The organism is Microbacterium testaceum, assembly GCF_003075375.1.
Classification (GTDB): Bacteria; Actinomycetota; Actinomycetes; order Actinomycetales; family Microbacteriaceae; genus Microbacterium; species Microbacterium testaceum_E.
In genome coordinates this window covers 15,459-28,452 of the sequence record NZ_QDFT01000034.1, presented here as the reverse complement: position 1 = coordinate 28,452, position 12,994 = coordinate 15,459, and the positions used below count along the sequence as shown (strand labels likewise).

Annotated in this window: 13 protein-coding genes; 3 read left to right on the top strand and 10 right to left on the bottom strand. The window is 65.0% G+C overall.

What is annotated here, in order from left to right:
* The coding region (locus DC432_RS16915; RefSeq protein WP_165801265.1) for an integrase core domain-containing protein at positions 1-203 on the top strand (203 nt) is incomplete at its 5' end.
* Here DC432_RS16915 and DC432_RS12560 read toward each other — a convergent pair.
* The 4 genes from DC432_RS12560 to DC432_RS12545 are packed head-to-tail and all read right to left on the bottom strand — an operon-like array spanning position 161 to position 4,759.
* Positions 161-676, bottom strand: a complete 516-nt coding sequence (locus DC432_RS12560) for a TniQ family protein (RefSeq protein WP_116538167.1) — start codon at positions 674-676, stop codon at positions 161-163. The genes DC432_RS16915 and DC432_RS12560 overlap by 43 nt on opposite strands.
* Positions 673-1,833, bottom strand: coding sequence for a TniB family NTP-binding protein (locus DC432_RS12555; RefSeq protein WP_005055282.1), 1,161 nt, complete (start codon positions 1,831-1,833; stop codon positions 673-675). Before DC432_RS12555 ends, DC432_RS12560 begins: the two co-directional genes overlap by 4 nt.
* The gene (locus tag DC432_RS12550; RefSeq protein ID WP_165801264.1) at positions 1,830-3,983 is read right to left on the bottom strand and encodes a DDE-type integrase/transposase/recombinase; all 2,154 of its coding nucleotides are present in this window, start codon (positions 3,981-3,983) and stop codon (positions 1,830-1,832) included. The genes DC432_RS12555 and DC432_RS12550 overlap by 4 nt, the downstream gene beginning before the upstream one ends.
* A 56-nt stretch (positions 3,984-4,039) precedes the next feature.
* Complete coding sequence (locus DC432_RS12545) at positions 4,040-4,759, bottom strand: TnsA-like heteromeric transposase endonuclease subunit (protein WP_005055286.1); 720 nt, start codon at positions 4,757-4,759, stop codon at positions 4,040-4,042.
* Between the two features lie 332 nt (positions 4,760-5,091).
* On the opposite strand from DC432_RS12545, the gene DC432_RS12540 reads away from it, so the two are divergent.
* The gene (locus tag DC432_RS12540; RefSeq protein WP_005054589.1) at positions 5,092-5,415 is read left to right on the top strand and encodes a hypothetical protein; all 324 of its coding nucleotides are present in this window, start codon (positions 5,092-5,094) and stop codon (positions 5,413-5,415) included.
* Here the strand turns inward: DC432_RS12540 and DC432_RS12535 are convergent.
* The 6 genes from DC432_RS12535 to dnaB all read right to left on the bottom strand — a co-directional run bounded on the left by DC432_RS12535 (position 5,412) and on the right by dnaB (position 11,188).
* Positions 5,412-6,143: a DUF6602 domain-containing protein gene (locus tag DC432_RS12535; protein WP_005054591.1), complete on the bottom strand. Its 732-nt coding sequence runs from the start codon at positions 6,141-6,143 to the stop codon at positions 5,412-5,414. The genes DC432_RS12540 and DC432_RS12535 overlap by 4 nt on opposite strands.
* Before the next feature lie 165 nt (positions 6,144-6,308).
* Positions 6,309-6,830, bottom strand: a complete 522-nt coding sequence (locus DC432_RS12530; RefSeq protein WP_052323164.1) for a Mov34/MPN/PAD-1 family protein — start codon at positions 6,828-6,830, stop codon at positions 6,309-6,311.
* The gene (locus DC432_RS12525) at positions 6,827-8,116 is read right to left on the bottom strand and encodes a ThiF family adenylyltransferase (protein WP_005054595.1); all 1,290 of its coding nucleotides are present in this window, start codon (positions 8,114-8,116) and stop codon (positions 6,827-6,829) included. Before DC432_RS12525 ends, DC432_RS12530 begins: the two co-directional genes overlap by 4 nt.
* A gap of 13 nt (positions 8,117-8,129) precedes the next feature.
* Complete coding sequence (locus tag DC432_RS12520; RefSeq protein ID WP_005054597.1) at positions 8,130-8,636, bottom strand: hypothetical protein; 507 nt, start codon at positions 8,634-8,636, stop codon at positions 8,130-8,132.
* Between the two features lie 2 nt (positions 8,637-8,638).
* Entirely contained in the window at positions 8,639-9,595 is a 957-nt protein-coding gene (locus tag DC432_RS12515) for a hypothetical protein (protein WP_005054599.1), read from the bottom strand.
* A 213-nt stretch (positions 9,596-9,808) separates the two neighbouring features.
* A complete protein-coding gene (gene dnaB / locus DC432_RS12510) occupies positions 9,809-11,188 on the bottom strand; it encodes a replicative DNA helicase (RefSeq protein WP_375136074.1) in 1,380 nt (459 codons plus the stop codon).
* A 589-nt stretch (positions 11,189-11,777) separates the two neighbouring features.
* Between dnaB and DC432_RS12505 the strand changes: the two genes are divergently transcribed.
* A complete protein-coding gene (locus DC432_RS12505) occupies positions 11,778-12,941 on the top strand; it encodes a hypothetical protein (protein ID WP_116538165.1) in 1,164 nt (387 codons plus the stop codon).
* Positions 12,942-12,994: the final 53 nt, after the last annotated feature.

Here is a 12,994-nt window from a genome sequence, read left to right as displayed (position 1 = left end):
GCTTCAATGCCGCGCTCAAACGCGAGCTTCTCGAGGGCCGGGCAGCGTTCCCGGACCAGGCGACCGCCTACCGGGCCGTGTTCCGGTGGGCCCACCGCTACAACACCCGCAGGCGCCACTCCGCGATCGGCAACATCACCCCGAACACCTACGAAGCCGCCTACGCGGCGACCGCGTCCGCTACCCTCGCGGAAGCGGCATAACCGAACCGACACCGTGTCCACGATCGAGGGTCAAGGCCCAACTGCCACGACATCCGCCACCGTCCACCCGAATCGACCAGGCATTCCGGGCAGTATCGTCCCGCGGTCCCTGCAGCCGGGCATTGCGCGCTGATCCGACCCTGCCGGGTATAGCGGATCGCGTGACGGGCGAAGCGCATCCTCGTCATCTCGTGAAACTGATCGGCAGGGATGCCCGTGGAAGCCTCAAGCCGGGCAGCCTGCTCCTCGGTGAGGGTTGTGGCCCACTTGTCCGCCATCCACGCGGTCGCCGATACAGCCAAACCCTTCTCCTGCTCGATGAGACCGAGCGCGCATGCCATCTCGTTCATCGTCGCCCCATAGGTGGCCGCCATCTTCTCCAGCCAGGAATCGAACGGCTCATCCGGCAGTGGCCGCACCCGAAACGGCAGCACCCGCACCTCGTCGGAACGCGTCGCGGCCTTGCCGGTCATGCGGCTGCCACCTCGCCACCCTGGGTCTTTCGGCGGCGGCCCGCTCTCTGGCTTCGAAGCTGCCGTTCCAGCTTCGCCTCCAGCTCACGACGTTCCGTCTCGGCGCCCTCGTCGATGCGAATATCATCGAGCAGCTCCCGATCGATGCGTTCCCTGCCGGTGCGGATTGCGCGCGATGCGCCGCGGCGGATCAGGTCCATCAGCGACCCGATGTTCCCGGTCGTGCGGGCGAATAGGTACCGCGAGAGGTCGACGAGCATCCCGTCTCTCCCGTCGGTCAGCACGAGGGCCTGGTCGATGCCGAACAGCAGCCGGTCCCATTCATCGCGGCCGCGTTTGTGGGCGAGGGTGAAAGGTTCCAGGCTGAGGACTGTCCACCGTCGGAAGGTCTGCGCCATTGCTGCGCCTTCGCCGGTCTGGCCCTCCCCGACGAGTCCCCGCTTGCGGAGGGCGACACCGGCGAACAGGAACGTGGCGTTGTATTCATTCGAGAGCCACTTCAACTGGTTCGCGACCTCTACCCCGTCACGGGTATTCATCCGCAGGAAGTGGAGATCATCAACGATCACCAGGCGCGTGTCGTGGCGTTCGATGCACTCCGCGGCTGCCCGGGCAAGATCTCTACCCGCCATCGAGCGGTGCAGGATCCCGGCGGTGGCGGGGTGGGCGTAGAACCCGAGGATCATCATGTGCAGACCCTTGATCGTCGGCCGGCCCGTCAACGTCACATGACACACCGGCAGGTGCCGCACGTCCCGGTCCTGATCCAGCCACTCCCCGGCCTCCGCGATCCGCTGCTGGTGGAACACTCGACCGAAGTTGTTCACCACCGTGGACTTCCCGAGCGCCGGCGGCGCGTCGATCGCCGCCGCTGACTTCACCCGGTCGGCGTCTTGCAGGTTCGAGTCCAGGATGTCGCCGAGTTGCAACTCGATCTCCTGCACCTGTCGGGTGCGCAGCAGGATGTTCGCGTGCCACTGACGCCGCGCCAAGTCATACCCGACACGCTCCTGCGTGGATAGCGCCGCCAGCCGCTTCAGCGTGAGGGTGTCCGGACGGGTCCGGGCTGGGCGTTCTGCGAAGTCGTTCCACCCCTCGTAGGTGGACAGGCTCCGCTGCCGTGCTCCCGCCTGCGGCTGGGGCTGGGTGGTTGTCATCGGAGCATCTCCATCGGCTCGAAGCGGTAGTCGCCACGGATGGTGGGCTCGTCGATGTCGTCCTCGTCGTCATCATCTCCGGTCTCCGGCACATCGACCCGTGTCCTCGGATCCCTCACCCCGCCGGTCAGCTCCGTCGCCAGGTCCGACCCGGCCGTGAGTTCTGCGTCCAGCATCCGTTGCACCGTCCGCAACGACCACACCCCTTCCGGATCGGGGTTCTTCTCATCCAGGCGGGCCGCCATCCGGGCGCTCATCCGCCGCTCCGACGGTGTCAACCCTCGGCCCGCGCCCCAGTCCTCGAGCAACTGCGCGGCAACATCATCGACCTGCGAGGGGCGGCCCTGCCGGATCGCAATCTTCTTCGCATACTCCAACGCGTCCAAACTGAACGGGGTGTCGAACGCGTCCTTGTGCTCCCACTCCAGGGTGTGCCAGGTGTGATCCTCCGGGTCGTGGAAGTAGATCTTCGTCAGGTCGTCCGGGTTCACCACGAACGGCCACTCCGTGCCCGTGTCCCGGTGGATCGACCGGGCCCGGTTGCGGTACTTCGCCACCGAATCCCCCGTGTAGCGAAGATTGTGAATCTCCACCCCATAGTGGTTGAACTGACGCTTCACCACCGGCAGCAGCTCCAACAGCACATTCCGGTCCGTCGGCATCCGCAGCGAACCCGCGACAGCGAGCCCCTGGTCATACTTCTGCGCCGGACTCAACTTCACACCCGGGAGGCTGGGATCGGCGAGCGACTCATGCGGGCGGAGGTGATAGACCGTCGCGATCCACTCGCGGATGATCTGCTCCAACTGCGGAACCGTATACACCGCCTCACCCTCAACATCGTCCCCACGACCCGACACGTCCGCACCCTTGTAGCCGGGGAGCTCCTGCAGGAGAGAGTCGAGAGTGCGAAAGAAGCGCTCCACCGGGCTCTTGTCGGTGGGCTGGTAGATACGGGCTGGCTGGATTGATATGCCCAGTCGGGCGCACGCGGTGGTGACATGCTCGGAGAGGAAAGGGCGACCGTGGTCCACGACGATCGTCTCGGGCAAGATGCCGGCGCGTGTGAAACGGGCGACATCGGTTCGGGTGGGGTCGACGAGCACCGTGTCAGGCACGCCGTGATACGGGACACGAGCGGCGGTATCCCAACTGCCCGGTAGGTCGAACGGCAGCATCGCTTCGACGAGAACACCGGACACGTCGATGGACTTGGTCGATCCTGGCGTCAAGCGCAGCCCGAGAATGCACCGTGAGTAGAGATCGATCGCGACCGTGAAGTCCGCGCAGACCCACTTGCCCGTCACCGGAGCGACGGCGAACACATTCAGTGGGGTGGTGTCAAGAAGTACGAACTCACCGGGACGTGACGCGGTCAACCGTCCGTAGGGAGCGGCGGGCCGGTTCGCGATCGATCTCTTTGCCTTCGTGGAACCCAGGAAAGTGCCTCGTCCGCGGGTGAGCTCGTCCAAGCCCCGGTATGCGCTGGCGGTGGACGGGAATGTGACGACGTCGGGGCCGTGAAGTCTCTCGATGCGTGCGCGGATCCGGGCGAGGATGATCTTCTTCTGCACCTTGGACTGATCGTCCTGCTCATCGAGTATCGTTCGCGCGGCGTCAACCCACCGCGGGTCGAAGTTTGTCAGTGCCGCACCCGTCCGTGACATCCGGGTATCGATGAGACCCGCTTCCCCGGTGTCTCGATACCGGGAGACCCATCGCTCCAGGGTCCGTAGGCCTATGTCGAGCTCTTTGGCCTTGGCCTTCTGTCGCTCTCGGAGCGGCCGTTGCGGGTGGTACTCCAGTCGTGGCTCGCCCTCTCGGGCGACCTCACGACTGCCCGACCGGTATCCCGTGAGCACCTCACGGACGTGATCCGCCCGATGGTGAGCACCCGCCTGAGCGGACTGGGTTGCGTCCGACCAGACAAGCATCAAAGGTTGCGTCTGCTCGTCGTCGCCCACCCTGCCTGGCACGTGCACTCTGCCGCCTTCCGACTCCGGTTGCAGCACATCGATCATGCGGAGACGGCGAGTGCGCCCATCCGCGGTGCGGACGATGACGGCGCCATCACCGATCTCCGCGACCGTGCACATCTTTCCGTCGTAGGCAATCTGGGCCCCCGGGCTGACCTTCCAGGTGTTCTTCATCGGACGCGTTTCCCTTCTCGTTGATCTGCGGGTGTGTGGATCGTCGCGCTCGACACTCATGTCTCCAGGAGGCTGGTGATGTCGAGCACGCGGGTGAGGTCCGTGTGCAGGCGCCGCGTCCACATCAGGTGCAACACAACGGACCGAGCCAATCGCGGATCGGCAGTGATCGCCGTGACAGCTCGCACCGCTTCGCCGAATGTGACCGGAGTGGATAGCAACTCTGCTGCGCCATCGACTTCGGACTCGAGGAACTGGAAGCGCCGCCTATACCCGGCGAGGAACCGCACGTTCGCCAGCACGACAGGATCGGGCTCGGATTGCACCCGGTACTCCCAGCCGTGCCCCTCGATCACGCGCCGCGACCATCCCAGAGAATCGCGCACTTTCGGGCGTGACAACTTCTCAGCCGGCTTCACATCAACCACGCACCCCGACTCATCGGCGTGGACGAACAGGTAATCCGGGACGTGCTTGCGGCGCGTGCCGCGATCATCGCCGTCGAGCAGAAACGGCTGCGAGAGGATCCACACCACCCGCGGGTCGAAGTCGGCCAGCAGCAGGTTCACATACTCCAACCGCGACTCGTACCCCACCGGGGCCTCCATCGTCGCCGACCAGTACGAGCCGGAGAAGTGTCGCTGCTTGCGGTACCAACGAAACTCCCGCCACGGCACCGCGGTATCGAACTGACGAAGACGAACATCATTCAAGGCGATGACATCGACGTGATCGTCTGACCTGCGAATCTGAACCGTCGACGCCAGCCCGGTCACAGCCCCGACGCTCCCTGGTACGACAACGGAAACGAACCAGCCCCTGCGGTCCGGCGGTTTGTGAACATGTCGCCATCATGGGCGCCCACACACGCGTGCATCCATGCACGAAACCACCACGAATACGTAACACACGTCATACCGAGTTGCTCTTGCGAATCGGTCAATTACGTACTACGTGACGTACGTTCTAGTGAATGTCACATTCACTGTACTCTCGAAACGACCAGAATCAAGTTGTGTACGTCAGATAGACAACACCGGGAAGGAAGTCGCCTCGGAATCACCTCGCGCACGTGCCGGACGTCGGTGACGTATGCGAAACTCGGGGCATGACGATAGTGGAGCCGATCGCACCAGCGGAGTCGCGGCTGTTCTTCGGCAACAGCTACATGAACGCTGTCGTCATAGAGATCGCCGCCCTCGAAGGCGACACCTTCTCTCCCAAGCAGATCGTCGAAGCGACTGGACTGTTGGGGAGCATCGTCCACCCACTGATCCACAAGCTCCGCGACGCACACTTCCTTGAGTTCGTCGGACGCGTGCCCGGAGAGCGGACCCTGCTCTACCGGATCCGTGACAACTACTGGTGGGAAGCCGCGCGACGCTACGCCGCCGACCGGGAAGCCGCATCGGCCGAGCGCACGGCTTCCTAACTGCCTGGGGACTGCAGCGGAACGTAATAGGCATCCAGATCGATTGCTAGAGCTGTTCCCAGCCGGGAAAGTGCGCGATACAGACGCGTCGCGAACCAGATCAGTTCCTGTCCTCCTGGGGAGTACGCGACCCCGTCAGTCTGATCGAAGGCGCCTCCTCGGACAGCAATGCCGAGATCGAGCCCCGTGGGCTGAGGCTCGGTGATCGAGCCCACAGCTGCAGCACCGCGGATATCTCCCCAATCAAGATCCGTGCTGAGAAAGACACCCAGGATCGGCTTGGCTTCCGGATCCTGAGCTGGATACGTACCGCCTGCATGCCGGATCTCCGCTGAGGTGCGGTGAAGTCGGCGAACGCTGGCGACCTTGTCCCGGGCGTAGTCGAGGTTCTCCTTGTTCATTCTGGGCTTCACCTCACAAACGGCGTACAAGCTCTCGACCGGCACGAAGCGGACGTCGCCCTGTTCGAAAAAAAGGGGCGAGTACTGTCGATCGAAGATCGCAATGTCGATCTGTCCGCTCTGTTGCCCGAGGGAGTCGATTGCGAAGATTGGCCCGACCCCGTATCGCTGGGGAAGAAACTCCCGGAGCACGCTGACCCATTGCTCCTCGGTGGCGTCACCCTTGGTGCCGGGATGATCTGTGAACTGCGGCATGAGCCCCAGCCCTGTGAGCATGTGGTCCTGCTTCGCCGTATATGCCTTGGCAAGGTCGAACGGTTCGGACATGGGTGGTCTCGCTTTCAATGGACGCGGCTGGGAGATCGCCCGCGGGGATGGTGTCGAATGTTCGTGTTCGGACGCCACGCGCTTTGTGTAGGTCCACGACGTAGTTCTACCCGTCGCGCATAGCGGTCAGCAATGATGTGGGCAGCGGCCGGTACTGGTGAAACCTCAACTTCGATGTTGGACTTCAGTGGCTTCGCCGGGTGGCATCTGGTTCCGCGAGCCCTGATCGGTTGCTGTGAGTGCGAGCGCGGCACGGTGGAGTTCGATGCCGTCTGGCGATTGCGCGAGCACCCATACGCTCAGGTGCGGGCGGGGATTCGGTGACCCAATAAGCGCGATGAATCGATGGAAGCGAAGTTCCAAGTCGACGAGGTGGGAGATGTAGGTGTTGAGATCCAGCGGGCTGGGTTCTGGCGGACCGTTGGGATGGGTGTGCCATTCTCCGATCCATTGTGAGCGGTCGACCTTGTGGGCGCGGTCCGCGGCGAGTTGGGTGTATTCGAGGTCACGGAGGAAGTAGCCGGGTTGGTGGACGGCGTTCGGACCGGGTGCGGAGGCGGATGTAATGACGAGGGCGTTTTCGTGTCCGAAGAGTGCACCGCCGGTTTCGAGCGTGGGGTCGCTTCTCGCGATGATCGTTCTGATCGATGTGAGCGCACCCTGGGTGATACCGACGGTCCAGCTCACGGGTGGCGATGGCATGCGGGGCAGTCCGGGTAAGGGGGCGTCGCGGAGGACCAGTGCGGGTGGAGTGCTCGTCGCGCATCGAAGGGGGCGGCGTAGCCGGGTGATGGGCGGAGGGCGATGACGAGGTTGTCATCGGTGAGGGTCTGATCGACTTCACCGGCGTTTTGCAAGAGAGTCGCGACGGCGACTTTCGCTGCGATGCTCCCAACGAGGTGAAGGTCTCCACCTATTGCGGTCATCGGGTTGTGTCGGGTGCCGTCCCCGTAGCCTCGGTCCAGGCTCGGTTCGGGATCGATCATTCCGTTGTCGCGCATGTATCGACGCTGACAGTCGAGGCATCCGACCTCGGGCAGTGCACGGATGCGCAGAATCTCTCCGTATCTGCCGTCGGCGAGGACGCAGGCGAACACAATCGGTTTGCCCGCACGGCGTGCAAGGTAGTTTGCGACGCGTCGGGGTTCGACTCCGTCGACGGTGCAGATGATGATGTCGGCGGCGTCAATCAGGGGTCGGGTGATGTTGGCGTTGGCGGTGAGGTCGATGGGCCATGGGCTGATGTTGCTTTCCGGCCACTGCCTGTTCAGGGATGCCTTTAATCCATCCACTTTGGACATTCCAACGCTCGCGGCAGCGAGGACGTGCCGGGGAACGTTGTGGAAGAGGATCTTGTCAGGATCGACCAGGTCGATGTGGCCAACTCCGTAGCTTGCGAGTGCTTCGGCTGCGGCTCCTCCGATGCTGCCGGCGCCTAGCAGGAGCGCCCGCGAGGTCGAGAGGAGGCTGGTTGGCCAGAGGCTTCCAAGGGCGGTCACATGCTGGGTTCCGTCCTGGATGTCCAAAGAAATGGGGCGGACGGTGTCGTTCGAGATCGTCCACGCCGACCAGGCCGGAAGCCGTTCCCCATCGCGGATCTCCGGAGGGTCGGGACAGAAGGTCACGGCGATGTGCCATTGGCCGGGAAGCGGTGCGATCGCCTGCGGGACGAGGGTCTGGAAGGCGTCGAAGGGCATTGTCGCGTGTTGGTGGGTGAGAAGGTACGCGCAAAACGCGGCGTCCGCCGGCACTCGGTACCAGTGGCCGACGCGATTGAAGTCGGCGACCGTGAGGAAGTGGTCGGGATCCTCCGTGAGATGGACGAGGTCCGAGTCTTCGTTCGAGAGGGCGACGACTATGGCGGCCTTGTCCGGTGCGGACAGACGGCAGGTGAGATTGCCCCACGCGTACGACTTGTCGATGACCTCCATCGCTTCGGTGGGCAACAGCACCAGCCAGTTCTCGCCACTCATGCGCTGTGCTCGGTCACGCTGTCTCTTCCGCGGTCGCGGTGATCAAGTGATCGAGTTGCTCGTCGGTGACGATGCCGTTGACTGTCATGTTCGGGATCTTGCCGCGCTGAAACAGGGCGAACTCGATCATCCATCCCGACGCTTTCAGGATCAGATCGCTGGTCCGCGAGAAGAGGTCCCACTGGTCGGCATCACGGAGCAGGCAGAGGCCGCCATTGGGGAGCACGTGGTACTGGGTGAAGCTTCGCAGGGTGACGTCGGGCTGCGGTTCCAAAGGGTAGAGGATTGGTGGGACCGCGGGGAAGCCGTGCCCGTACGCGACCCGCGCGCGCAGCGGCTGGTCGACGAGGTTTGACAGCCCGGCTGGTTCGGGTCGTGTGAATGGCCATACCGGGAGTGCGCCGCTGAAGTGACCGGCACCTTCGGGCGTCCACTCGAGGGCGGGGGCCACCGAACCGATGTCGTCGATCTCCTGCGCGAGACGACCCGGGTCATCCTCCCACCAGCTGCGGAGGATCAAGGTCAGCCCTGCGGGGAATCGCGAACCGGACGCGGCCCAGTCTCTCCCGCTCCACCGGGAGGCAGTACGAGCGGGAACGCAGTCCCGAAGACGGACTGCCAGTGACGTGTCGCGGCCGGCTGATCATTGGAGGCGACGGCCCGAAGCGCCGCGACGGCGTCAGCTGCTGCATCCTCTAGGGACCTGCGCAGACCGGCCACGTCCAGACTCGGCTGGATCAACCCGGAGAGCTCCGCGGGATCTTCAACGCGCAAGGAGTGCGTCGAGGCGTTGACGAAGAAGTTCTTCAACGCCTCGGGTCGGTTGTTGCTCACCGACAGGCAGTCCAACGCGAGAACCTCCATCACGAGCGACTTGACCGTGCCGGTCACATCTTCATGCTGACGCGACCAGTACTTGAGGACCCGGACCAGCGGGCGAAACAACGACCAGTCCTGCTGCCGCCGTGCGACCTCGTTGATGAGGTACTCAGGGTCTGCGAGCGACCAGCGCTCCTCCTTCTTGAACGGGATCAGGATCCCGTCCGGACGTCGCAACGCTGGCATCACATCGACAGTGAACGCGTTGTCCTGCTCCGGCGGATCGACGAAACACTTCGCGGCGCGATTGCGGTCGGCGGTGCGGATCAGGCGCACCAGCTGCGCGCGCGATCCGTGGGACACGGAGAGGAGATCGTTCACCAGATCATGGCAACGCTCGATCGCCTCTTCGGCAGAGCCCCCGTCCTCGCCCCAGTCCGGGTGCTCGTCCTGATCGAACTCGACCACGAGATCCACATCATGCACCGGCTGCAGCTGGGTGCTGCGGGCGAGCGAACCCGACCCCCACACCACCTTCACATCCGGCGCGGTCAGCAACGCGGACGTGAAGGTGTCGCGACGGTCACGGGCAATCTGCACGACCTTCACATCCGCGTCGACAACCGACTGCAGGGTAGCGAAAGACTCGAGAACCGTCATGGAGCACCTCTCCCCAGCGGCCCGGGTGCGGGCGCTGATTCAGCGTACGGCCGACCTCGGACATCTTGCGGAAGAGTCGCCGTCTCTCGTCCCGCATACTCGGCGCCCTCACGTCCGACTACATGCAGCGTTCTCAGGAACATGGCGGATCCGCCATTTGTCCGCCACTTCATCTGAGAATCCGCCATCTTCGCCGAGAACCTACAGCTTGAACTACATCCCCGGCGCCATATCCGCGAACCGCGAATAGTGCCCCTGGAACGCCACGGTGATCGTGTCCGTCGGGCCGTTACGGTGCTTCGCCACGATCAGGTCCGCCTCCCCCGCACGGGGTGAATCCTTCTCATACGCGGCCTCGCGGTGCAGCAGCACCACCATGTCGGCGTCCTGCTCGATCGAGCCCGACTCACGCAGGTCGGACAGGGCCGGCTTCTTGTCGGCGCGCTGCTCGGCACCACGGTTCAGCTGCGACAGGGCGATGACGGGAACCTGCAGCTCCTTCGCCATCAGCTTGAGCGCACGCGAGAACTCACTGACCTCCTGCTGGCGCGACTCGACGCGCTTACCGCTGGTGAGCAGCTGCAGGTAGTCGATGACGACCATCTTCAGACCCTCGCGCTGCTTGAGGCGACGGCACTTCGCGCGGATCTCGACCAGCGTCATGTTGGGGCTGTCGTCGATGTAGAGGGGCGCGTCGTTGATGCGACCGCGAGTCGCGGCGACGGTGGTCCAGTCGCGCGAGTCCAGCGTTCCCTTGCGCATGCTCTGCAGGGGGATCTGGCCCTCGGCGCTCAAGAGGCGCATCGCGATCTCGCTGCGCCCCATCTCGAGCGAGAAGAAGATGCACGGGGCGTTCGACTTGATCGCGGCGGCGCGGGCGAAGTCGAGCGCGAGCGTCGACTTACCCATGGCGGGACGCGCGGCGAGCACGATCATCTGGCCCGGGTGCAGACCGTTGGTCAGCTGGTCGAGTCCGGCGAAGCCGGTGGGGATGCCGGTCATCGACCCATCACGACCGCGAGCGGCCTCGATCTCTTCTACCGCGGCATCCACCGCCATCGTCAGGGGGATGTAGTCCTCGGCGCTGTCGTCGCCCGACACGTTGTAGATCTCGGCTTGCGCGCTGTTGACCAGCTCGACCGGGTCGCCCTCGCCGGCGTAGCCCATCTGCACGATGCGGGTGCCGGCCTCGACCAGGCGGCGCAGCATGGCGCGCTCCGACACGATCGACGCGTAGTAGCCGGCGTTGGCCGCGGTCGGGACGATCGAGGTGAGCGTGTGCAGATAGTCGGCACCGCCGGCGCGCTGCAGCTCACCCGTCTTGATGAGCTCGTCGGTGACGGCGACGACGTCGGTCGGCTCACCGTGCGAGTAGAGCGTGAGGATCGCCTCGAAGATCAGCTCGTGCTTGGGCACGTAGAAGTCGGGGCCGCGCAGCGTCTCGATGACGTCGGCGACGGCGTCCTTCGACAGCAGCATGCCGCCCAGCGCACTCTGCTCGGCGAGCATGTCGTGCGGGGGCGTCCGCTCGGGACGCGGGGCTTTTCCGAGACGCTCTTCGGCGATGTCAGCGATCGACAACAGGCTCTCCATTCGGTTCTCGGGCGGTGGCCGCACCGTGCGCCTCGCGCGCGCGTGAGAACCTGCGGCGAGAGGTGGAACGGCCTCGGGAGCGATGGTTTCACCGACGTCCGACATCGACGCGCGCGGCTCGTGAACCCAGGGCCCGAGGGGCTGCACCCACGCTAGATACCACCTTCTCCACATGCAAATGTCCCTGTGGATAACTCTGTGGAGAGTTTGCGGGAAACGCCGCCGTGTCTGTGCACAACCACTGTGGAGAACTCGGTGGATGGATGCAAATTTAGGCTACGAAAGGGCTCCTGACCGGGTTTTTCTTTCTCCACAGGTTTCTTGTCGAAAACCCGCGTGAACTTCGGCTTGAAGGTTCTGCGCTAGGGCTTCCACATGTGTACAACCCAGGGGATAACTCGGCCGCGTCGTACCCAGTCGGACGCCTCGCTGTCAAGTTTTTTCGTTCACCCGGCGTGTCGAACGTCACACTTCGCAGTCATACCTACGTAGTACGGGGACTACCTAGGTTTCACCCGCGCTCTTTCGAAGCCCCGATCCGCGGCGTAGCGTCACCCCCTCACGGCCATTCACCTATGGGGGGCGAATCGTGAACGACACGCTGGACAGAGGGGCACCGCGATTCGCGCGGGCGCTGCTTCTCGGCGTGCTCGCGATTCTCGGCTTCGCCGTCCTTTCACTCTTCTCGTCCACGTCCTCCGCGTCCGCGGACGACGGAGGCGGCCTGCTCGGGGCCGTTGGATCGACGGTCAACGGCGTCACCGACACCGCCGGCGGAGCCGTCGAGACCGTCGTCACTCCCGTCGCCGAAACGGCTCAACCGGTCGTCGAGACGGTCGTCACCCCGGTTGCCGAGACGGTCGTCGAGACCGCTCAGCCCGTCGTCGAGACGACCACGCAGGTTCTGCCCGCACCCGTCGCCGAGACCGTCACCTCCACCGTCGAGGCCGTTCCCGCCGTGATCCCGGCCGTCGTTCCCGCGGTCGTCGACACCGTCAACACGGTCGGCGACACCGCGAACGGCGCCGTCAGCGGCACGGTCGGCGTCGTCGGAGACGTCGTCTCGGGAGTCGCCGACTCGGGCATCGTCGGTGGTGTCCTGCACCCCGTCGTCGACACCGTCGAGTCGCTCCCCATCGTGGGCGCGGTCGTCGAGGGCACCGGCCTGGGCGAGGTCGTCACGGGGGTCGGCGACACCGTCGACGAGACCCTGCCGGTCGTCGTGGGCGAGCTGCCGAGCGTCGACCCGGTGATCCCCACGATCCCCGGCGGCACGCAGACCGACGGCGGCACCAGCCCGCTCCCCCAGACGCCCGGTGTCGAGCTCCCCGAGCTCCCCGGCCTGCCCACGACGGATCTCCCCGGGTCCCCCGACGCAGCGATCGACGCGGCCGTCGAGGCCACGGCATCCCTCGCCCCCTCGGTCTCGACTACCGCCCTCGCCGACCAGATCGCCCGCTTGTTCCGCGGAGCCGTCTCGACGGCCACGCAGACGGCGCAGGCGGCTGCTGCGGGCGCGGCATCCGGCATCCCCTCCTCCCCCGTCGCCGACGACGCCTCCAGCCTCACGTTCGGCGTCAGCACCGGATCGGCCTCGTCGGCCTTCGGCGGCTCGGGAGCGGGCGGCACAGCCCCCGCCACCGCCGACCACGCGGCCCTCTCGGCGGCCATCGTTCTTCTCTCGCGCGGAGGTGCCGTCGACGACGACCTCCCCGCCGTTCCCGTCTACGTCACCGACGTCTCTCCTGACTGAGGAAGGTCTCGCCGTGCCCGCCACGGCTGACGACCACGCGCTCACGCGCACCC

Bases quoted from the DNA above. Each gene is read 5' to 3' on its own strand.
- DC432_RS12540 (WP_005054589.1), top strand. From the start codon at position 5,092: ATGACGATAGTGGAGCCGATCGCACCAGCGGAGTCGCGGCTGTTCTTC.
- DC432_RS12550 (WP_165801264.1), bottom strand. From the start codon at position 3,983: ATGAAGAACACCTGGAAGGTCAGCCCGGGGGCCCAGATTGCCTACGAC.
- DC432_RS12555 (WP_005055282.1), bottom strand. From the start codon at position 1,833: ATGACAACCACCCAGCCCCAGCCGCAGGCGGGAGCACGGCAGCGGAGC.
- DC432_RS12535 (WP_005054591.1), bottom strand. From the start codon at position 6,143: ATGTCCGAACCGTTCGACCTTGCCAAGGCATATACGGCGAAGCAGGAC.
- DC432_RS12560 (WP_116538167.1), bottom strand. From the start codon at position 676: ATGACCGGCAAGGCCGCGACGCGTTCCGACGAGGTGCGGGTGCTGCCG.
- DC432_RS12525 (WP_005054595.1), bottom strand. From the start codon at position 8,116: ATGAGTGGCGAGAACTGGCTGGTGCTGTTGCCCACCGAAGCGATGGAG.
- dnaB (WP_375136074.1), bottom strand. From the start codon at position 11,188: ATGGAGAGCCTGTTGTCGATCGCTGACATCGCCGAAGAGCGTCTCGGA.
- DC432_RS12515 (WP_005054599.1), bottom strand. From the start codon at position 9,595: ATGACGGTTCTCGAGTCTTTCGCTACCCTGCAGTCGGTTGTCGACGCG.